20 protein-coding genes are annotated in these 18871 nt (G+C 70.7%); 10 read left to right on the top strand and 10 right to left on the bottom strand.

What is annotated here, in order from left to right; all coding sequences use genetic code 11:
• The first annotated feature begins 13 nt into the window (after positions 1–13).
• The 3 genes from lnt to EJF31_RS05090 are packed head-to-tail and all read left to right on the top strand — an operon-like array spanning position 14 to position 2783.
• Positions 14–1522, top strand: coding sequence for an apolipoprotein N-acyltransferase (lnt, locus tag EJF31_RS05100; RefSeq protein ID WP_125036053.1), 1509 nt, complete (start codon positions 14–16; stop codon positions 1520–1522).
• 10 nt (positions 1523–1532) lie between these two features.
• The gene (locus tag EJF31_RS05095) at positions 1533–2285 is read left to right on the top strand and encodes a polyprenol monophosphomannose synthase (RefSeq protein WP_260430632.1); all 753 of its coding nucleotides are present in this window, start codon (positions 1533–1535) and stop codon (positions 2283–2285) included.
• 18 nt (positions 2286–2303) lie between these two features.
• Entirely contained in the window at positions 2304–2783 is a 480-nt protein-coding gene (locus EJF31_RS05090) for an FxsA family protein (RefSeq protein WP_125036052.1), read from the top strand.
• A 25-nt stretch (positions 2784–2808) separates the two neighbouring features.
• Here the strand turns inward: EJF31_RS05090 and EJF31_RS05085 are convergent, their stop codons facing one another.
• The 3 genes from EJF31_RS05085 to EJF31_RS05075 all read right to left on the bottom strand — a co-directional run bounded on the left by EJF31_RS05085 (position 2809) and on the right by EJF31_RS05075 (position 5548).
• The gene (locus tag EJF31_RS05085; protein WP_125036051.1) at positions 2809–3195 is read right to left on the bottom strand and encodes an RNA polymerase-binding protein RbpA; all 387 of its coding nucleotides are present in this window, start codon (positions 3193–3195) and stop codon (positions 2809–2811) included.
• Between the two features lie 155 nt (positions 3196–3350).
• On the bottom strand, positions 3351–4739 hold the full coding sequence (locus EJF31_RS05080; RefSeq protein WP_125036050.1) for an MFS transporter: 1389 nt from the start codon (positions 4737–4739) through the stop codon (positions 3351–3353).
• On the bottom strand, positions 4736–5548 hold the full coding sequence (locus tag EJF31_RS05075; protein ID WP_125036049.1) for a glycerophosphodiester phosphodiesterase: 813 nt from the start codon (positions 5546–5548) through the stop codon (positions 4736–4738). The genes EJF31_RS05080 and EJF31_RS05075 overlap by 4 nt, the downstream gene beginning before the upstream one ends.
• Positions 5549–5617: 69 nt before the next feature.
• On the opposite strand from EJF31_RS05075, the gene EJF31_RS05070 reads away from it, so the two are divergent.
• Positions 5618–5881, top strand: a complete 264-nt coding sequence (locus EJF31_RS05070; protein WP_125036048.1) for a zf-TFIIB domain-containing protein — start codon at positions 5618–5620, stop codon at positions 5879–5881.
• 15 nt (positions 5882–5896) lie between these two features.
• On the opposite strand, the gene EJF31_RS05065 is transcribed toward EJF31_RS05070, so the two are convergent.
• Positions 5897–7423 (bottom strand): UDP-N-acetylglucosamine 1-carboxyvinyltransferase, encoded by a 1527-nt coding sequence (locus EJF31_RS05065; protein ID WP_125036047.1) that lies wholly within the window; start codon positions 7421–7423, stop codon positions 5897–5899.
• A gap of 93 nt (positions 7424–7516) precedes the next feature.
• On the opposite strand from EJF31_RS05065, the gene EJF31_RS05060 reads away from it, so the two are divergent.
• Entirely contained in the window at positions 7517–8533 is a 1017-nt protein-coding gene (locus EJF31_RS05060) for a zinc-dependent alcohol dehydrogenase family protein (protein WP_125036046.1), read from the top strand.
• 57 nt (positions 8534–8590) lie between these two features.
• A complete protein-coding gene (locus tag EJF31_RS05055) occupies positions 8591–10291 on the top strand; it encodes an alkaline phosphatase D family protein (protein WP_125036045.1) in 1701 nt (566 codons plus the stop codon).
• Here EJF31_RS05055 and EJF31_RS21760 read toward each other — a convergent pair whose 3' ends face one another.
• Positions 10292–10447 carry a hypothetical protein gene (locus EJF31_RS21760; protein ID WP_185736148.1) on the bottom strand — a complete coding sequence of 52 codons (156 nt, stop codon included), beginning with the start codon at positions 10445–10447 and terminating at the stop codon, positions 10292–10294. It lies immediately after the preceding gene.
• 241 nt (positions 10448–10688) lie between these two features.
• Between EJF31_RS21760 and EJF31_RS05050 the strand changes: the two genes are divergently transcribed.
• The 3 genes from EJF31_RS05050 to EJF31_RS05040 are packed head-to-tail and all read left to right on the top strand — an operon-like array spanning position 10689 to position 13987.
• Positions 10689–11141, top strand: a complete 453-nt coding sequence (locus EJF31_RS05050; RefSeq protein ID WP_260430630.1) for a helix-turn-helix transcriptional regulator — start codon at positions 10689–10691, stop codon at positions 11139–11141.
• A 39-nt stretch (positions 11142–11180) separates the two neighbouring features.
• Entirely contained in the window at positions 11181–11591 is a 411-nt protein-coding gene (locus EJF31_RS05045; protein WP_125036044.1) for a VOC family protein, read from the top strand.
• 35 nt (positions 11592–11626) lie between these two features.
• Positions 11627–13987, top strand: a complete 2361-nt coding sequence (locus EJF31_RS05040; RefSeq protein ID WP_125036043.1) for an excinuclease ABC subunit UvrA — start codon at positions 11627–11629, stop codon at positions 13985–13987.
• A 9-nt stretch (positions 13988–13996) separates the two neighbouring features.
• Here the strand turns inward: EJF31_RS05040 and xerC are convergent, their stop codons facing one another.
• A complete protein-coding gene (gene xerC, locus EJF31_RS05035) occupies positions 13997–15037 on the bottom strand; it encodes a tyrosine recombinase XerC (protein ID WP_125036042.1) in 1041 nt (346 codons plus the stop codon).
• Positions 15038–15535: 498 nt separating this feature from the next.
• Positions 15536–15826, bottom strand: a complete 291-nt coding sequence (locus tag EJF31_RS05030; protein ID WP_125036041.1) for a hypothetical protein — start codon at positions 15824–15826, stop codon at positions 15536–15538.
• Between the two features lie 143 nt (positions 15827–15969).
• Between EJF31_RS05030 and EJF31_RS05025 the strand changes: the two genes are divergently transcribed.
• Positions 15970–16503, top strand: a complete 534-nt coding sequence (locus EJF31_RS05025) for a GNAT family N-acetyltransferase (protein WP_125037625.1) — start codon at positions 15970–15972, stop codon at positions 16501–16503.
• 1 nt (position 16504) lies between these two features.
• On the opposite strand, the gene EJF31_RS05020 is transcribed toward EJF31_RS05025, so the two are convergent.
• Genes EJF31_RS05020 through EJF31_RS05010 form a run of 3 tightly spaced genes read right to left on the bottom strand, consistent with a single transcriptional unit; the run spans position 16505 to position 18854 of the window.
• Positions 16505–17389, bottom strand: a complete 885-nt coding sequence (locus tag EJF31_RS05020) for an aminoglycoside phosphotransferase family protein (RefSeq protein ID WP_125036040.1) — start codon at positions 17387–17389, stop codon at positions 16505–16507.
• Complete coding sequence (locus EJF31_RS05015; RefSeq protein ID WP_260430629.1) at positions 17389–18051, bottom strand: class I SAM-dependent methyltransferase; 663 nt, start codon at positions 18049–18051, stop codon at positions 17389–17391. The genes EJF31_RS05020 and EJF31_RS05015 overlap by 1 nt, the downstream gene beginning before the upstream one ends.
• Positions 18048–18854, bottom strand: a complete 807-nt coding sequence (locus EJF31_RS05010; protein ID WP_125036039.1) for a metallophosphoesterase — start codon at positions 18852–18854, stop codon at positions 18048–18050. The genes EJF31_RS05015 and EJF31_RS05010 overlap by 4 nt, the downstream gene beginning before the upstream one ends.
• Positions 18855–18871: the final 17 nt, after the last annotated feature.

Below are 18871 nucleotides of genomic sequence, written 5' to 3'. Positions count from 1 at the left end.
TACCTTTGCGCACGTGCTCCGACGGTCCCTCCTCGCGCTGATCGCAGGCGGGCTCACCTCTCTCGCGTTCGAGCCCGTGGCCGCCGCCTGGCTGGTCCCGATCGGCGTCGCCGGTTTCGTCCTCTCCACCCGCGGCGTCCCTGCCACGCGTGCCTGGATCCCCGGCCTGGTCTTCGGGATCGGGTTCTACTTCCCGCTGATCTGGTGGATGCGGGCCGTCGGGTCCGACGCATGGGCTGCTCTCGCCGGCATCGAGGCGCTCTTCTACGGCGCGCTGGGCAGCGCCACCGCCGTGCTGGCCCGACAGCGCCTCTGGCCGCTGACCGTCGCCGCGGCCTGGGTGACGATGGAGTCGGTGCGCAGCACCTGGCCCTTCAGCGGCATGCCGTGGGGCCGGCTCGCGTTCGCGACCGTCGACACCCCGGTCCAGGACGCCCTGGCGTACGTCGGCAGCACCGGGCTGGGCTTCCTGCTCGCCCTGGCCGGGTGCCTGCTCGCGGGGGCCGTCGTCGAGACCGGGCGGACGAGGCTGGTCGCGGCGGGCGCACTCGCCGCGGTCCTCGGCCTCACCGTGCTCCCCACCCTGGTGCCGTGGGGCTTCCACGCCGACCGCGAGATCACGGTCGCGGCCGTGCAGGGCGACGTGCCGGGCAACGGCGACGACATCCTGCTCGACTACCGCCAGGTCACGCGCAACCACGTCGACGCGACCATCCAGCTGGGGAGCGAGGTCGACGCGGGGGAGCGGCCGCGGCCGGACTTCGTGATCTGGCCCGAGAACTCCACGGCCGTCGACCCGTTCCTCGACGCGGAGACCAACGCGGGGATCCGGGCCGCCTCACAGGCGATCGACGTACCTCTCCTCGTGGGGGCGATCGTGGAGGCCGGCCCCGAGCACGTCCTCAACCAGGGCATCGTCTGGGAGCCCGGCGTGGGCGCGGGGGACCGCTACACGAAGTGGCACCCGGTGCCCTACGGGGAGTACATCCCCTTCCGGTCGTTCTTCAGCGGCAACTTCGGACGGCTCGCGCTCATCTCCCGCGACATGCTGGCCGGCACCCGCACCGAGCCGCTGACCATCGCCGGGGTCAAGGTCGCCGACGCGATCTGCTTCGACGTCGCCTACGACGACGGGCTCTACGCCCAGGTCTCCCGCGGCGCCGAGATGCTGACCGTGCAGACCTCCAACGCGACCTTCATCCACACCGACCAGATCGACCAGCAGTTCGCGATCAGCCGGCTGCGCGCGATCGAGACCGGCCGCTACGTCGTCGTCGCCGCCACCAACGGAGTCTCCGGCGTGATCGCCCCCGACGGCCGGGTCCTGGACCGGGCCGGGACCCGCACCCGCGACGTGCTGGAGGAGCGGATCGGCCTGGACACCGCCGTCACACCGGCCGTGCGACTCGGCGCGTGGCCGGCACGAGTGTTCACCGGTGTGTCGTTGATCAGCCTCTTGGCAGGTCTGCTCCCGTATCGTCGACGTCGACACTCTCCGCGTGTCGACGAACCCGACGAATGAGAAGTTGCCCGTGAACACCGACGACCTCGGTCGCGTCGTGGTGGTGATCCCCACCTACAACGAGGCGGCCAACCTGGCCTGGATCGTGGAGCGCGTGCGCCGCGCCCAGCCGACCGTCGACATCCTCGTCGTCGACGACGGTTCCCCCGACGGGACCGGCCAGATCGCCGACGAGCTCGCCGCGTCCGACCCACAGGTCCGGGTGCTGCACCGCACCGCCAAGGGCGGCCTCGGTGCGGCCTACCTCCACGGCTTCGCGGTCGCGCTCGCCGAGGGCTACGACGTGATCGGGGAGATGGACGCCGACGGCTCCCACCAGCCCGAGCAGCTCGGCCTGCTCCTGGATGCACTGCACACCGCCGACCTGGTGATCGGCTCGCGCTGGGTGCCGGGTGGCTCGGTGGTGAACTGGCCGCGGCGTCGCGAGGCGCTCTCGCGCGGCGGCAACCTCTATGTCCGGATGCTCCTCGGGATCCAGGTGAAGGACGCCACCGCCGGCTACCGCCTGTTCCGTCGTACGACGCTGGAGAAGATCGACCTGGCCACGGTGCAGTCCACCGGCTACGTCTTCCAGACCGACATGGCCGTCCGCACGCTCCGGGCCGGGCTCACCGTCCGCGAGGTGCCGATCGAGTTCGTCGAGCGGGTCCGCGGAGACTCCAAGATGAGCGGTGCCGTCGCCACGGAGTCGCTGAAGCGGATCACCGCCTGGGGCGTGCGCGAGCGCACCGAGCGGCTCCGTCGCGCCGTCCGGCGTGGATGACCCGGGCATGATGGGGGCATGAGTCCCCGCCGACGCCGGATCACCCTGTGGGTGCTGTTCATCGTCTTCGTCGTGGTGCCGCTGGTCGAGATCTACGTCCTGATCCAGGTCGGCCAGGTCATCGGCGCGTGGTGGACCGTCGTCCTGCTGGTCCTGGACAGCCTGCTCGGCAGCTGGCTGATCAAGCGGGAGGGCGGACGGGCCTGGCAGGCGCTGCGGTCCGCGTTGCAGACCGGCCGGATGCCGGCCGCGGAGCTCGCCGACGGGGCGCTGATCCTCATCGGAGGCACCCTGATGCTCAGCCCCGGCTTCGTGACGGACGCGCTGGGCATCGTGCTGATCCTGCCGTTCACACGGCCCGTCGCCCGCCGGTTGCTCACCACCATCGTGACGCGGCGCCTGCTCGCGGCCGGACCGATCGTGGGGCCCGGAAATGCGCGTCGCCCCGGACCGGGATCCGGGGGATCCGTGGTCCGGGGCGAGGTCGTGGACGAGTGACCCCAGCGGGGTCAGGCGCCGTGCGTCAGGCCGAGGCCTTGCGCTTCTTGGCGTTGGCACGGTGCAGGTGCGCCGGGCCGATCTCGCCGCCGCGCAGCAGCTCGAGGCGCTCCTTGAGGATGTCCTCGAGCTCCTTCTCCGAGCGACGCTCCAGGAGCATGTCCCAGTGCGTGCGGGCCGGCTTCTCGTTCTTGGCCTCGGGCTGGATGCCGGCGACGCTCAGCGCCTCGGCTCCACAGCGCGGGCACTCCCAGACCGCGGGGATGTCGGCCTCGACCGACATCGTGATCTCGAACTCGTGGTTCTGCGGACAGCGGTAGCCAACCTGCTGACGGGCTGCGAACTCGATGCCGCGCTCGTCCTCGAAACTCTGGCCCCCGAGTCGCGCTCCACGCAGTGTGCGCTCTGCCATGAGCCACCTCCCAATCTTGTTTCCCCCGTTGACATGACCGAGACGGATCAGGACCCGAGTCGTGACGCCAATAAGACGTCTACCCAGTCCAGTCAAGCCTCAATCTTCTCAACGGTAGTGGGACGCCCAAGATTCCGACAATCGCCGGCTGTGGCTCAGACCACCTGGGGAGCCGTGTTGCCGGCCTCCTCGATGCCCCGGCGGGGGTCGACGCGGGCAAGCAGCACCATCCCCACGGCGAAGAAGACGACGAGGGCGACGATCGCCGGCCGGTAGGAGTGGGTCAGCTGGTGCACGACGCCGAAGACGAGGGTGCCGAGCCAGCTCGTGCCCCGCTCGCAGGCCTGGTAGAGCGAGAAGTACTCCGCCTCCCGGCCGCGGGGGATCAGCTGGCTGAAGAACGACCGTGAGAGCGCCTGCGTGCCGCCGAGGACGAGGCCGATGCCGACGGCGAGGGCCAGGAACATCACGACGTTCTTCTCCGGCATGAAGTAGGCGACCACGACGACGACCATCCACATGACCAGACCGCCCAGGATGACCTGGCGGCTGCCCCGGGTCGCGGCCAGTCGGCCGAACAGCAGCGCGCCGAAGAACGCCACGAATTGCACGAGCAGGATCGTGGCGATCAGGACTGACGTGTCGAAGCCGAGCTGCTTGTCGCCGTACGTCGACGCGGAGACGATCACGGTCTGGATGCCGTCGTTGTAGAAGAGGTAGGCCAGCAGGAAGGTCAGCGTCATGGGGTAGTTCCGCATGTCCTTCAACGTCGCCCAGAGCTGGCCGAAGCTCTGCCGGACCAGGCCGCCGGGCTCCCGCTCGACGGCCAGCGGCTCACGGTTGTGGATGCCGCGGTAGGGGATGATCGTGAAGATCGCCCACCACGCCGCAGCCGAGAGCATGCTGAGCCGGACGGCCATCCCGGTCCCGAGTCCGAGCGAGTCGTGCAGGGTGACCACCGCGAGGTTCACGGCGAGCAGCAGGCCGCCGCCGAGGTAGCCCAGCGCCCAGCCCCGGGACGAGACTCGGTCCCGCTCGTCGGGCAGGGCGATCTCGCAGAGGATCGCGTCGTAGACCACGAGGGACGACCCGAGACAGATGTTGGCGACGAACAGCAACAGGACGCCGAGCTGCCAGTCCGTCCCCGTCACGAAGAACATCAGGGCCGCCGCGAGGCTGCCGGCCCAGGCGAAGCCGGCCATGATCGACTTCTTCTTGGCGGACCGGTCGGCCGCCGCGCCGACCACCGGCAGGATCAGCGCCGAGACGATCGTGGCGATGGTGACGACGTAGAAGACCAGGGAGCCGGGGGAGATCCCGAGGCCGAGGACGTGCAGGTTGTCGGTGCACTTGAGGCCCTTGTCCTCGTCGGTGACGAAGCCGCAGGCGGCCCGCTCGGCGACCGAGATCAGGTACGGCGCGAACAGGACCGTGCCGATGGTGGTGACGTAGGCGCTGTTGGCCCAGTCGTACCAGTACCAGGCCTTTTGCTCCCGGGCCCGCGCCAACGGAGTCAGGTCGGCGAAGCCGGGTGTTGCCGTCATGGGACGTCCCTCCATTGACCGCGTTCGACGAGGACCGCCCTGAGTATGTCGGTGCGGTCGGTCATCAGGCCGTCGACACCACGGTCGAGCAGCTCGTGCATCTCGGCGGGCTCGTCGATGGTCCACACGTGCACGTGCTTGCCGGCCGCGTGCGCCCGGCGTACGAGCCCCGGCGTGGCAACCACCCAGCGGCCGCGACGGTGCGGGATCTGCAGCGCCGTGACCCGGCCGCGCGTGAGCCGGTCGGCGAGCCGGCCGGTCAGCAGGAAGCGGAAGGCGACGATCTCGGCGGGGTGGCCCGAGGTGGGCACCCGACCGGCCGTGAGCCGCCGGAAGGCGTTGAGCCGCCGACGCGAGAAGCTCCCGACCAGCAGCCGGTCCCAGGCCTGCCGCTCCTCGACGAACCGCGCCAGCGCCGCGACGGAGCCCTCGGACTTGAGGTCGATGTTGAAGCGCGCCTCCGGGAAGGCGTCGAAGAGCTCGGCCAGCCGCGGCACCCGCTCGGTGCCGCTGACGAGCGCCTCGCTGACCTCGGCGTACGTCATCTCCGCGACCGCGCCACGGCTGTCGGTGACGCGGTCGAGCACCCGGTCGTGGAAGGCCAGCAGCACGCCGTCGCGGGTGACGTGGACGTCGGTCTCGAGGTAGTCGTAGCCGAGCTCGACCGCGTGCCGGAACGCCGCCATGGTGTTCTCGAGGCCCTCGATCTCCGGGTGGTAGGCACCACCCCGGTGGGCGAAGGCGAGGACGGCCCCGGGCTGTCGGAGCACCTCGTCGAGGTAGGCGTATCCGGTGCGCGGCGAGGTCACGCCTGAAGTATCCCCACCGATCGGCGTGCACGGGCCGCCAACACGTCGGGGGAGCGGTACGGTCGGGGAATGGACTCCTTCACCTGTCCTCGCTGCGACGCCGAGATGGTCGCTCGCCCCCTCGGCTCCGACGCAGAGGTCATGCAGTGCCCCGAGGGGCACGGCGTCTTCCTCTCCCGCGCCGACCTCGGCTCGCTCATCGAGGCCGAGACCGACTGGCACCGCAACGCCAGCCAGCAGACCACGCCCATCCCGCGGATCAGCGCCGACAAGGTCGCCCCGCCGGCGGCGAAGGCTCACGCCCGCGCCTGGGTGGAGACCCTCTTCCGCTGACCCCCGGTCGAGCCGTCAGATGTCGCGGAAGGGCTCGATGTTGGCGCCGAGGAGGTTGAGCCGCTCGGCGAGGTCCTCGTAGCCACGGTGGATGACGTACGTCGACCGCAGCACCGAGGTGCCCTTGGACGCCAGCATGGCCAGCAGGATGACGACGGCCGGGCGCAGCGCCGGCGGGCAGACGATCTCGGTGCCGGTGAAGTGCGTGGGGCCCTCGATCATCACGCGGTGCGGGTCGAGGAGCTTGACCTGGCCGCCGAGCTTGTTGAGCTCGGTGAGGTAGATCGCGCGGTTCTCGTAGACCCAGTCGTGCAGCAGGGTCTGGCCCTCGGCGACCGCGGCGATGACCGCGAAGAACGGCAGGTTGTCGATGTTGAGGCCGGGGAACGGCATCGGGTGGATCTTGTCGAGCGGCGCGTGCAGCTCGGACGGCTGGGTGGTCACGTCGACCAGGCGGGTCTTGCCGTTGAGGGCGGCGTACTCCTCGGAGCGGGAGTACTCGAAGCCCATCTCCTCCAGCAGCGCGAGCTCGATCTCGAGGAACTCGATCGGGACCCGGCGGATCGTGATGGCCGACTTGGTGACGATCGCGGCCGCCAGCAGCGACATCGCCTCGATCGGGTCCTCGCTGGGGGCGTAGTCGACGTCGACGTCGATCACCTTCACGCCGGTCACGGTCAGCGTGGTGCTGCCGATGCCGTCGACCGCGACACCGAGCTTCTGCAGGAAGAAGCACAGGTCCTGGACCATGTAGTTGGACGACGCGTTGCGGATCACGGTCGTGCCGGGGTGCAGCGCGGCCGCCATCAGGGCGTTCTCGGTGACGGTGTCGCCGCGCTCGGTGAGCACGATCGGGCGGGTCGGCTCGATCGCCCGGTTGACCATCGCGTGGTAGAAGCCGTCGGTCGCCTTGACCTCGAGGCCGAAGGGACGCAGCGCGGCCATGTGCGGCTCGATCGTGCGGGTGCCGAGGTTGCAGCCGCCGGCGTAGGGCAGCTCGAACTCGTCGGAGCGGTGCAGCAGCGGGCCCAGGAACATGAGCACCGAGCGGGTACGGCGCGCCGCGGCCTCGTCGATCCGGGCCAGGTCGAGATCCTTGGGCGGGATGATCTCGAGGTCGTTGTCGGCGTTGAGCCAGCGGGTCTGGACGCCCATGGAGTTGAGCACCTCGAGGAGGCGGTTGACCTCCTCGATGCGGGCGACCTTGCGCAGCGTGGTGCGGCCACGGTTGAGCAGCGAGGCGCAGAGGAGCGCGACGCCGGCGTTCTTGGAGGTCTTGACGTCGATGCTGCCCGACAGGGTCGTGGGGCCGCTGACGCGCAGGTGCGTGGGGCCGGCGCCGAGCGCGACGATCTCGGAGTCGAGCGCGGCACCGATCCGGGCCAGCATCTCGAGGGAGAGGTTCTGGTGGCCCTTCTCGATCCGGTTGATCGCGCTCTGGCTGGTGGCGAGCAGCTCGGCCAGCTGGTGCTGGGTGAGGCCCCGGTGCTTGCGGGCGTCCCGGATCAGGTTGCCGATGCGTCCCTTGTATCCCTCAGTCATGTCAGCCAAGGTAACTCATATATGAGATAAGACAAGAAAGCGCGCCGTGGCTCACATCTGCTGGCGTTGGGCCCGGATGCAAGGATTGGTCCCATGCGTGCCACCACCATCCATGCCCCCCGCGACATCCGGCTCTCGGAGGTCGACGACCCCACCATCACCGCCCCCACCGACGCGATCGTCAAGGTGACGGCCGGCTGCATCTGCGGCTCGGACCTGTGGCCCTACCGCGGCGAGAACGACATCGACGCCGGGTCGACCATCGGCCACGAGTGCGTCGGCGTCATCGAGGAGGTCGGCTCGGCCGTCACCTCCTTCAAGCCCGGCGACTTCGTCATCGTCCCCTTCGACCACTGCGACAACACCTGCCCGCACTGCCGCGTCGGCATGCAGGCGGCCTGCGACAACCTGGGCTTCACCGCGAGCGGCCAGGCGGAGTACTCCCTCGTCACCCAGGCCGAGGGCAGCCTCGTCAAGACCGACGGGATGCCCGACGCCTCGCTGATCCCCTCGCTGCTCACCCTCTCCGACGTGATGGCCACCGGCTGGCACGCGGCCGTCGCGGCCGGCGTGCGCAAGGGCGGCACCGCCGTCGTCGTCGGTGACGGCGCGGTCGGCCTCTGCGGCGTGCTCGCGGCCGCCCAGATGGGCGCCGAGAAGGTCATCGCGATGTCCCGCCACGAGCCCCGCCAGGCGATCGCCCGCCAGTTCGGTGCCACCCACGTCATCGCTGAGCGCGACGAGGCGGGCACCGAGGCCGTCATGGAGATCACCGGCGGCGTCGGCGCCGACGCGGTGCTCGAGTGCGTCGGCACCGACCAGTCGATCAAGACCGCCTTCGCCGTCGCCCGCCCTGGCTCGACCGTCGGCTTCGTCGGCGTCCCGCACGGCGTGGAGCTGCCGGTGCGCCGGATGTTCCAGAAGAACGTCGGCCTCGCCGGCGGCATGGCCCCCGTCCGCCGGTACCTCCCCGAGCTGCTCGACCTGGTCACCAGCGGGGCGATCAACCCCGGCCTCGTCTTCGACGCCACCATGTCGCTGGACGACGTCGCCGAGGGCTACAGGGCGATGGACGAGCGCCGGGCCATCAAGGTGCTGCTCCAGCCCTGAGCCTGCTCCCGAACCACCCCTGACGAGGTCATGTGCCGGACCACTACAGTCCGGCACATGACCTCGTTGGTGCTCGGCCCGCTGCTCCGCCACGTCGACGACACGTCGGCCACGATCTGGGTCGAGACGGCAGCCGCGGCCACGGTGACCGTCAGCGCCGGTGAGCACCGCGCCAGCGCCCCGACGTTCGGCGCCCACGGCCACCACTACGCGCTCGTCGAGGTCACCGGGCTGGCGCCGGGCAGCCGGACGGCGTACGTCGTGGACGTCGACGGCGAGCGCGTGTGGCCCGCAGCGAGCCCGGAGGCCGGGGAGTTCCCGCCGTCGGTGATCGCGACGCTCGAGCCCGGCAAGCCCCTGCGGATGGCGTTCGGGTCGTGCCGCGTGAGCCTGCCGCACGACGAGGCCGGCACCGCCAAGCACGGCATCGACGCGCTCCGCTCCTACGCCCTCTTCATGGCCGGCATCACCAGCGACGCCTCGCCCGAGGACACCCAGCGCTGGCCCGACCTCGTGCTCTTCCTCGGCGACCAGGTCTATGCCGACGAGACCAGCGAGGCGATGCAGGAGTTCATCGAGGCCCGCCGCGGGACCGAGCAGCCGCCGGGCGAGGAGATCAAGGACTACGAGGAGTACGCCCACCTCTACGCGCTCGCCTGGAGCGAGGCGGCCAACCGCTGGCTGCTCTCGACACTGCCGAGCGCGATGATCTTCGACGACCACGACATCCGTGACGACTGGAACACGTCGTACTCCTGGAAGCAGGAGATGGAGCAGACGTCGTGGTGGCACGAGCGGATCGTCGGCGGGCTCGCGGCCTACTGGGTCTACCAGCACCTGGGCAACCTCAGCGCCGCCGAGCGCGCCGAGGACGCACTCTGGCAGCGGATCGCGACGTACGACGGACCCGGCGAGCTGGACATCACGACCGAGCTCGACGAGCTGGCCGACCGCGCCGACCAGGAGCCCACGAGCTACCGGTGGAGCTTCTCCCGCGACTTCGACACCCAGGCCCGGCTCGTGGTCATCGACTCGCGCGCCGCACGGGAGCTCGCCCCCGACCACCGCTCGATCCTCGACGCCGACGAGCTGGCGTGGTTCGACGAGAAGATGCAGGGCGGCTTCGACCACGTGCTGGTCGGCACCTCCCTGCCGCTGCTGCTGGCGCCGGGACTGCACCACGCCGAGGCCTGGAACGAGGCCGTGTCCCAGGGCGCCTGGGGCCGCCTCGCTGCACGGGTGGGCGAGAAGCTGCGGCAGGCCGCGGACATGGAGCACTGGGCGGCGTTCCAGGAGGGCTTCCGCTCCGTCGTCGACCTGACCCTGGCGGTGGCCGCGGGGGAGCGGGGGAGTGCCCCCAAGACGATCACCTACCTGTCCGGGGACGTGCACCACAGCTACGTCGCCGAGGCGTGGCCCGACGAGCGGGTCGAGAGCCGCGAGATCTCGACCAGGATCCTGCAGGCGGTGTGCTCACCGATCCGCAACCCGCTCCCGCCGTTCATGCAGCGCCTCACGGCCCGGGCCGCGCGGCGCTCGGCGGGCCGCTTCGCCCGCCGGTTGTCCAAGGCGGCGAAGGTGCCGCTGACGGGGCTGGACTGGGACATGCTCGCGGGGCCGTGGTACGACAACAACCTCGCCATCCTCGAGCTGCAGCCCGAGGGCATGAAGATGTGGTGGACCGCCGGCGAGGTGCGCGACGGCAACCTGAACCGGCCGGTCCTGCGCCGCGTCGCGACGGTGGACGGCCTCGCCTGATCAGGCCGGCGTCAGCTGCGCACCCGGCATCGACACGGGCTGGCAGTCGCACGTGTCCGAGCAGGCCAGGTAGGTGTGCACGGCGTGGCCGCAGTGCGCGCACGGCATGTCGTGCGACAGGTGGTGCCCATGGTTGTCGTCAACGGTGTCCCACATGATGTCCAGTCCCTCCGGTGTCCCCTTGCGCGTCCCCCACGCGCTTGTTCCACCTTGCCTCTCGATGAGCCGAAAAGTCCGGAGGTTGCGGGCAACCTGAGCGCGTCGTGCACAAGTCGAGAGGATCGTGTCCCGGCCCCTGGCCCGAACGGGCCATGCGCCATGGTCAGTGCCGGCCACGGGTGCGCCGCCGAACCGCCATGAGCCGCGTCCCTTGCTCCGTCAGTGGCACGATGAGGGCGTGACCAGCAGCCCCGCGGAGCAGCAGCGTCTGCGCGACCTCATGCGCCTCCGGCGCGTCCGGGACCGGATCGACCGCGACTACGCGCAGCCGCTCGACGTCGAGGCGCTCGCGCGCGACGCGCACATGTCGGCCGGTCACCTGAGCCGTGAGTTCAAGCGGGCCTACGGCGAGTCGCCCTACAGCTACCTCATGACGCGGCGGATCGAGCGCGCGATGGCCCTGCTGCGCACCGGAGACCTCTCGGTGACCGAGGTCTGCTTCGCCGTCGGCTGCTCCTCGCTGGGCACGTTCAGCACCCGCTTCACCGAGCTCGTCGGCGTGCCGCCGAGCACCTACAAGGCGCAGACCGACGGCGCCACCGCGGCGATGCCGTCGTGCCACGCCCGCCAGGTCACCAGGCCGATCAGGTCGACCATGACCACATCGACCGACCACATCGATCAGGAATGAAGAAGCGCACGGGGTGGGGCCGGACCTAGCGTGAGCCGCATGGACATCACCATTCACTACGCCTTCCTCCCGCACACCGATCCCGAGGCCTCGCTCGCCTTCTATCGCGACACGCTCGGCTTCGAGGTCCGCAACGACGTGGGGTACGCCGGCATGCGCTGGATCACCGTCGGTCCCGCCAACCAGCCGGAGACCTCGATCGTGCTGCACCCACCGGCCACCGACCCCGGCATCACCGACGACGAGCGACGTACGGTCCTGGAGCTGATCGCCAAGGGCAGCTACACCGCGCTGACCCTGGCCACCGACGACCTCGACCTGGTCTTCGGCAAGCTCGAGGCCAGCGGGGCCGAGGTGCTCCAGGAGCCGACCGACCAGCCCTACGGCGTCCGCGACTGCGCCTTCCGTGACCCGTCGGGCAACCTGCTCCGCATCAACCAGCGCGCCTGAGACGACCGACCACCACGACCGAGGAGCCGCCAGGCATGTCCCCGCAGAGCACACCCGCCGACAGCCACGACCTGATCCGCGTGCAGGGCGCCCGCGAGAACAACCTGAAGGACATCAGCCTGGAGATCCCCAAGCGCCGGCTGACGGCGTTCACGGGGGTCTCGGGCTCGGGCAAGAGCTCGCTGGTCTTCGCGACCATCGCCGCGGAGTCCCAGCGGCTGATCAACGAGACCTACAGCGCCTTCCTGCAGGGCTTCATGCCGTCCCTGGCGCGGCCGGAGGTCGACTACCTCGACGGCCTGACGACCGCGATCATCGTCGACCAGGAGCGGATGGGCGCCAACCCCCGCTCGACCGTCGGCACGGTGACCGACGCCAACGCGATGCTGCGCATCCTCTTCAGCCGGATCGGCTCCCCGCACATCGGGCCGCCGACGGCGTTCGCCTTCAACGTCCCGACCCGCGTCGCGAGCGGGATGATGAAGACCGACAAGGGCCAGGGCTCCACGTCCGTGGTCCGCAACGCCGTCTACCAGGGCGGCATGTGCCCCAAGTGCGAGGGCATGGGGGCGCTCAACGACTTCGACCTCACCGCGATCTACGACGAGTCGAAGTCGCTGTCCGAGGGGGCGCTGCTGGTGCCCGGCTACAGCATGGACGGGTGGTATGGCCGGATCTTCAGCGGCGCCGGCCTCGACATGGACAAGCCGATCGCGAAGTACTCCGCCCGCGACCTCAAGAAGCTGCTGTACGGCGAGCCGGAGAAGATCAAGGTCGACGGCGTCAACCTCACCTACGAGGGCGTGCTGACCAAGGTCCAGAAGTCGATGCTCTCCAAGGACGTCGAGTCGATGCAGCCGCACGTGCGCCGGTTCGTCGAGCGGGCGGTCACGTTCACCACCTGCCCGGACTGCGACGGGACCCGGCTCAGCGCGGAGGCACGGTCCTCCAAGATCCGCGGCCGCAACATCGCCGAGCTCTGCGCGATGCAGATCACCGACCTGGGGGAGTGGCTGCGCGAGCTCGACGAGCCGTCGGTCGCGCCGCTGCTGGCGGGCCTGCGCCACCTCATCGACGCCTTCACCGAGATCGGGCTGGGCTACCTGTCCCTGGACCGACCCTCGGGCACGTTGTCCGGGGGAGAGGCGCAGCGGACCAAGATGATCCGTCACCTCGGGTCGTCGCTGACCGACGTCACCTACGTCTTCGACGAGCCGACCATCGGCCTGCACCCGCACGACATCGAGCGGATGAACCAGTTGCTGCTGCAGCTGCGCGACAAGGGCAACACCGTCCTGGTCGTCGAGCACAAGCCCGAGACCATCGCCATCGCGGACCACGTCGTCGACCTGGGCCCCGGCGCGGGCACGGCGGGCGGCAGCATCTGCTTCGAGGGCACCGTCGAGGGCCTGGCCGGCAGCGACACGACCACGGGCCGTCACCTCCACGACCGGGCCTCGCTGAAGGAGTCGCTGCGCACGGCGACCGGCACCCTCGAGGTCCGCGGCGCGAACACCCACAACCTGCGCGACGTCGACGTGGACCTCCCGCTCGGCGTCCTCTGCGTCGTCACCGGGGTGGCCGGCTCCGGCAAGAGCTCGCTGATCCACGGGTCGGTGGCCCAGCGCGAGGGCGTCGTGGTCGTGGACCAGGGAGCGATCAAGGGCTCGCGACGCAGCAACCCGGCGACGTACACCGGACTGCTCGAGCCGATCCGCAAGGCCTACGCCAAGGCCAACGGCGTGAAGCCCGCGCTGTTCAGCTCCAACTCCGAGGGCGCCTGCCCGGCGTGCAACGGCGCCGGCGTGATCTTCACCGAGCTCGGGGTGATGGCGACCGTGGAGTCGCTGTGCGAGGAGTGCGAGGGGCGCCGGTTCCAGGCGTCGGTGCTGGAGTACACGCTGGGCGGCCGCAACATCGCCGAGGTGCTCGCGATGCCGGTCGTCGAGGCGCTCGACTTCTTCGGTGACGGCGACGCCGCGACGCCCGCCGCCCACAAGGTGCTCGAGCGGCTCGCCGACGTCGGCCTCGGTTACCTCACCCTCGGCCAGCCCCTGACGACACTCTCCGGCGGTGAGCGGCAGCGGCTCAAGCTGGCCGTGCAGATGGCCGACAAGGGCGACGTCTACGTGCTGGACGAGCCCACGACCGGCCTGCACCTCGCCGACGTCGAGAACCTCCTCGGCCTGCTCGACCGGCTCGTGGAGTCCGGGAAGTCGGTGGTGGTCATCGAGCACCACCAGGCCGTGATGGCGCACGCCGACTGGATCATCGACCTTGGCCCGGGCGCGGGGCACGACGGGGGACTGGTCGTCTTCGAGGGCACGCCGGCCGCGCTGGTGGCTGACGGCTCCACGCTGACCGGACAGCACCTGGCGGCGTACGTCGGAGGCTGAGAAGCGTTCTCAGTCGCGGGCGTCGTCGTCCGAGGCCGGCACCGGCGCGGACAGCAGCCCGTAGACGGGGGAGCGGGCCGCGGCGGCGCGCACCCCGGCGGCGGTCGAGGCGAGATAGCCCTGCGAGGTCGCGAGCGAGCGATGGCCGAGGAAGTCCATCAGCTCGACCGCGGTGCCGCCACGCTCGACCAGTCGCGTGGCAGCCGTGTGGCGCAGCGCGTGCACCAGCGCACCCCGGGCACGCGCGGCGTTGACGCCGGCGTCGCGGTAGACGAGCTCGACGAGGTACTGCAGCGCGCCGGTGCGCATCCGCTGGCCGGTCCGGTCGACGAACAACGGGTCGTGGGGTCGCCACCAGGCCCACGGGTCGCCGTCGCTGGTGACGCCGCGCTGGCGCGCGGTGCCGGGAAACCTGGCCCGCCGGCTGTCGAGGTAGGAGTCCAGGAAGTCGAGAAGCACCGGCTCCACCGGGATCGAGCGCTCAGCATCGCCCTTGCCGAGCACCTTGATGCGCTCGTTGCCGCTCGTGCGGGTCACGTCGCCGATGTCGACGGCGAGCAGCTCGGCCGAGCGCACGCCGGTGACCATCGCGGTGAGCACGACGGCCGCGTCGAGCTCGGGCCAGGGCTGGCGGCGGCGTACGGCGGCGTCGGTGAGGGTGCGCACGATCCGGGCCGCGTCGTCCTCGGCGAAGGGCTTGGGCAGCCGCTGGGGCGACCTGGGCTTGCCGACGCCGGGCATGGGGGAGCCGTCGAGGTGCTCCTCGGAGACGAGGTACTCGAAGAAGCCGCTCCACGTCGAGTGGGCCCGGCGGATGCTCGCCGCAGCCCGCCCCTCCGACCACGTGCCGAAGGCGTGGCGCAGCACGGACAGCGTCAGGTCGCCGATGCGCAGATCGTCGACGGGGCGGCCGAGGTGGGCCGAGGCGACGGCGATGATCGCGCCCAGGTCACGCGTGTAGGCCGCGCGCGTGTGCGGCGAGTCCTTGCGCGGCGCCCGCGCCAGGAACCAGCCGTCGATGGCGTCGTGCACCAGCAGGTTGCCCTTCATGGACGGCGACGCTAGCGACGACCACCCCCAACGCCGTTGCTCGAACTACATGGTTGTCGTTTGCTGCATAATGCCCGGTATCCAGCAGTTATCCGGGGGTCGGGTCGGCGCAGCTGCCGGGGCGTGGAGCACCTGACCGCCGGCGCGAGGTCGTGCCTCGTCGACGGGCATTCTCGGCAACCAGGCGGCCACACAGGTGCCCGCGACGCCGAAATGTCGCCGGCGTCGCGACCCGACGTCGCTGAGAATCGCTCTGACAGAACTCGGCGTCCCGGAGCCTCATGGCGACGGACGCCGGACGCGTGCACCATGCCGTTTGGTCACCAACGGCACGTCTGGACTGCCATTTCATGCCGTTGGGGACCAAACGGCATGCGTCCGGAGCGGCCCTCGGCGGGATCTAAGCCCCTTCCGACCGCCGTCCCCACATCGCCGATAACTGACATTATGTCATCTTCTATGGACTGACCGCCATCGGATGGAGCAGGAGCAGTTTCGTCAGTCCCCTGCCGTGCGGTCAGCAAGCCAGCGATAGAACTCGGGCAGGAGGTCGTCTCGGTAGAAGGGGTCCACCTCGGTTCCGGCCAGTTCCAGGTACAGATCTGGTCGCCAGGCTCGGAGGACGTTGCAGCTCGTCTGGCCGAGGCGCCACTCCGGAAAGACCAGGTGAGCGCCCCTGACCGCGCTGTCGAAGTCGCTCGCGGAGACGACCACGCGGCGGAGGTCGCGCCTGTCTTCTTCTTCTGCCGTGAGCGCGTCCACCAGTAGCCGCACGATCTCTGGCTCCACTGATCACTCCCTCGCACCGCATCGCAATCGGGCCCGCCGTACACGCCCCCGACATTGACACCCAGTGCCACTCCCCTCCGGGAACGACACGGGTGTCGTTCGCCCTCCGGCTCCCAGGGGCTGGCTACCGTGCCCCCGTGCTGATGCGACGCCGAATCGACCCCGCGGAACTGCGTGACCTCGAGCCCTGGCACGCCGAGGAGCTCGCCGCGTTCTTTCGGCGTTCGGGCACCGACCTCTACGACTGGCTGCCGTGGGAGCACTTCGAGTCCAGCGAGGCCACCAAGGGTTTCCTGGAGAGCTTCTCCCGCGGCCGGGCCGACGACACCCGTCGCCTCTTCGGGATCTGGCTCGATGACGTGCTCGTGGGCGGCACGCTGTTCCCCAGCATCAACCTCCGCGCCGGGACCGCCGAGATCGGCGTCTTCCTCGCCCGGGAGGCACGCGGCCAGGGCATCGTCACCAGGGCCGTGGAGAGCATGGTCGACTGGGCGTTCGGTGAGCGCGGGCTCCGCCGCGTCGAATGGCGCTGCTCCCCCGGCAACCTCCCCAGCCGCGCCATCCCCCAGCGCCTCGGCTTCACCCACGAGGGCACGCTGCGCCAGGCGTTCCCGGTCCGCGAGGACTTCCACGACCTCGAGGTCTGGGCGTTGCTGCGCGACGAGTGGCGCCCCTGAGTCAGGAGCCGAAGTCCTCGATCACCGCGGCGATCGTGCGTTGCGAGCCGTCCCGGTAGGTCTGGAACGTGTCCCAGTAGTACGGCAGCGCGATCAGCGACGTGGACAGCGCCCAGCCGCGCCCTCGCCGCCACTCGTCGTCGGTGCACCCCAGCGCACGCCGGTACGCCGCCCGGCCGGACGTGTCGAACAGCGACCAGGCCGGCGCGATGTCGGCCGCCGGGTCGGCCACCCCGATGGCGCCCCAGTCGATGACGGCGCAGAGCCGCCCGTCGTGGCACAGCAGGTTGCCGGCCAGGAGGTCGCCGTGGATCCACTGGGGCGGACCGGCGTGTTCGGGCGCGGCGAGGCTGTCCTCCCAGATCCGGGTCACGAGCTCTCCGTCCACCCGGTCACCGAGCTCAGCGATCGCCGCTCGGGTGCTGGCGTCGCGGTTGGCCAGCGGGACCCCGCGGTCCTCCCCCGTCTTCGGCGGCCCGCCCGTCGGGTCGATGGTGCGCAGGGCGCGGACGAAACCGCCCAGGTCCTCGGCGAGCACGGTGAGGTCGACCGGCACGGCACTGGGCGTGTCGCCGGTGATCCAGGGGGCGACGGTCCAGGTGTGGGGATACCCCTCCCCCGGCGCCCCGGTCGCGATCGGCACGGGCACCGCCACGGGCAGGTGCGGAGCGAGCACCGGGAGCCACCGCGCGTCGGTCCCGGCCTGGTCGAGGGCCCAGTCCATGCGGGGCATCCGCGCGACCAGCTCGTCGCCGATCCGGAAGAGCGCGTGGTCGCTCCCGCCGATCGGCACCGCCGTGACCGGCAGGTCGGCCCACTGCGGGAACTGCCCGTGCACCAGGGCCGTCACCTGCTCGACGGTCGCCACGACCTCGCCCTCGTGCATCAGGCCACCGGCTTCCGCGCCAGCGCGATGCCCTGCGGTGACTTCTCGGCGGGCTCGCGCTCGCGCCAGGTCGTGCTCACGACGTCGAAGCCCGCGTCGCGGAGCAGCACCTGGATGGCGTCGAGGTTGATCCGGTGGAAGGTCAGCCGCACGGGGATGCCGGCCGCGTCGGTGCGGTGGGACGGCTCGTCGCCGACCTGGAAGGCCAGCAGCAGGTGGCCGCCCGGGCGTAGGACCCGGTGCAGCTCGGCCAGCGCCCGGGGCTGGTCGGCGGGCGGCACGTGGATCAGGGAGTACCACGCCAGCGCTCCGTCGTACGACGCGTCCTCGGCCGGCAGGTCGAGCAGGGAGCCCTCGGTGTAGGCGTGGTCGGGATGGTCGCGTCGCGCGATCGCGAGCATGCCGGGCGAGAGGTCGACGCCGCTCACGTCGAGGCCGAGCCCGCCGAGGTGGCCGCAGATCCGGCCGACGCCGCAGCCCGCGTCGAGCACCGGCCCTCCCCCGCCGGCCAGCACGAGCTCGGCGAAGACGGCCAGCATCGCCCGCGCCACCGGGAAGGTGTCGAGCTCGTGCCGGACGAAGTCGGCGTACGCCTCGGCCATCGCGTCGTAGGAGGACCGGGTGTCAGCGACGTAGTCCTGGCCGTCGGGTGCGGTCGTCAACGCGGCGAGCGGTGGTAGTCGGGCGCTTCGCCGGCCCTCAGGTTGCCCCGGTAGACGCCGTCGCGGATCTCGACGGTGTAGCCGTCCAGCTCGGGCAGCCCCATCTCGGTGGCGACCCTCAGCTCGTGCTCCCAGTCGTAGGGCACCCGGGCGAACTGGATGCCGAACGGCGCCTCCTCGGTCCCGTCCATGACGCCCTCGAGGATGACGTAGACCGGGGTGGGGTCCCCCATGCAGTTGCCGACCGAGCCGGTGTTGAAGACGGTACGGCGCTCGCGGTCGGTCTCGTAGTAGGGGTCGTGGGTGTCGGCGTAGCCGACCACGTCGGGCAGCGCACCGTCGCCGGTCGCCGCCGTGTTGGTGAAGAGCCCGAGGAACTCCGCCTCGTCGTGGTCGAACCGCACCCGCCGGTGCACGGTCTCCTCCGAGGCGTGGAACAACCTGATCCGGCGTCCGCTCATCGTGAAGTCGTGGGAGAACGGCAGGGACCGCAGCCACTCCCCCTGCCCCGGCCCGAGCTGCTCGAGCCACCAGCGCAGCGCGTCGGTGTCGAACTCGCGCGTGGGGTCCGGCAGGAAGTCGTCCCAGTTGCCGAGGATGTTGACCTCGCACCGCTCCCGGCACAGGTCGACCACCTCGCGGCCGCGCGGGCCCTTGCCGACGTAGTCGCCGAGGTTGAAGATCCGGGTGATCCCCCGGGCGTCGATGTCGGCCAGGACGGCCTCGAGGGCCGTCAGGTTGCCGTGGACGTCCGAGATGAGGGCGATCCGGTCGAGGGGCGGGTCGAGGGGCGAGGCAGGCACCGGACGACCCTAGGACA

This window comes from Nocardioides sp. LS1, assembly GCF_003865225.1.
In the GTDB taxonomy this organism is placed as follows: domain Bacteria; phylum Actinomycetota; class Actinomycetes; order Propionibacteriales; family Nocardioidaceae; genus Nocardioides; species Nocardioides ginsengisegetis.
This window is presented reverse-complemented; position numbering and strand designations above follow the sequence as displayed.

Bases quoted from the DNA above. Each gene is read 5' to 3' on its own strand.
- EJF31_RS05090 (WP_125036052.1), top strand. From the start codon at position 2,304: ATGAGTCCCCGCCGACGCCGGATCACCCTGTGGGTGCTGTTCATCGTC.
- EJF31_RS05085 (WP_125036051.1), bottom strand. From the start codon at position 3,195: ATGGCAGAGCGCACACTGCGTGGAGCGCGACTCGGGGGCCAGAGTTTC.
- EJF31_RS05080 (WP_125036050.1), bottom strand. From the start codon at position 4,739: ATGACGGCAACACCCGGCTTCGCCGACCTGACTCCGTTGGCGCGGGCC.
- EJF31_RS05070 (WP_125036048.1), top strand. From the start codon at position 5,618: ATGGACTCCTTCACCTGTCCTCGCTGCGACGCCGAGATGGTCGCTCGC.
- EJF31_RS05065 (WP_125036047.1), bottom strand. From the start codon at position 7,423: ATGACTGAGGGATACAAGGGACGCATCGGCAACCTGATCCGGGACGCC.
- EJF31_RS05060 (WP_125036046.1), top strand. From the start codon at position 7,517: ATGCGTGCCACCACCATCCATGCCCCCCGCGACATCCGGCTCTCGGAG.
- EJF31_RS05055 (WP_125036045.1), top strand. From the start codon at position 8,591: ATGACCTCGTTGGTGCTCGGCCCGCTGCTCCGCCACGTCGACGACACG.
- EJF31_RS21760 (WP_185736148.1), bottom strand. From the start codon at position 10,447: ATGTGGGACACCGTTGACGACAACCATGGGCACCACCTGTCGCACGAC.
- EJF31_RS05045 (WP_125036044.1), top strand. From the start codon at position 11,181: ATGGACATCACCATTCACTACGCCTTCCTCCCGCACACCGATCCCGAG.
- EJF31_RS05040 (WP_125036043.1), top strand. From the start codon at position 11,627: ATGTCCCCGCAGAGCACACCCGCCGACAGCCACGACCTGATCCGCGTG.
- xerC (WP_125036042.1), bottom strand. From the start codon at position 15,037: ATGAAGGGCAACCTGCTGGTGCACGACGCCATCGACGGCTGGTTCCTG.
- EJF31_RS05025 (WP_125037625.1), top strand. From the start codon at position 15,970: ATGCGACGCCGAATCGACCCCGCGGAACTGCGTGACCTCGAGCCCTGG.
- EJF31_RS05020 (WP_125036040.1), bottom strand. From the start codon at position 17,389: ATGCACGAGGGCGAGGTCGTGGCGACCGTCGAGCAGGTGACGGCCCTG.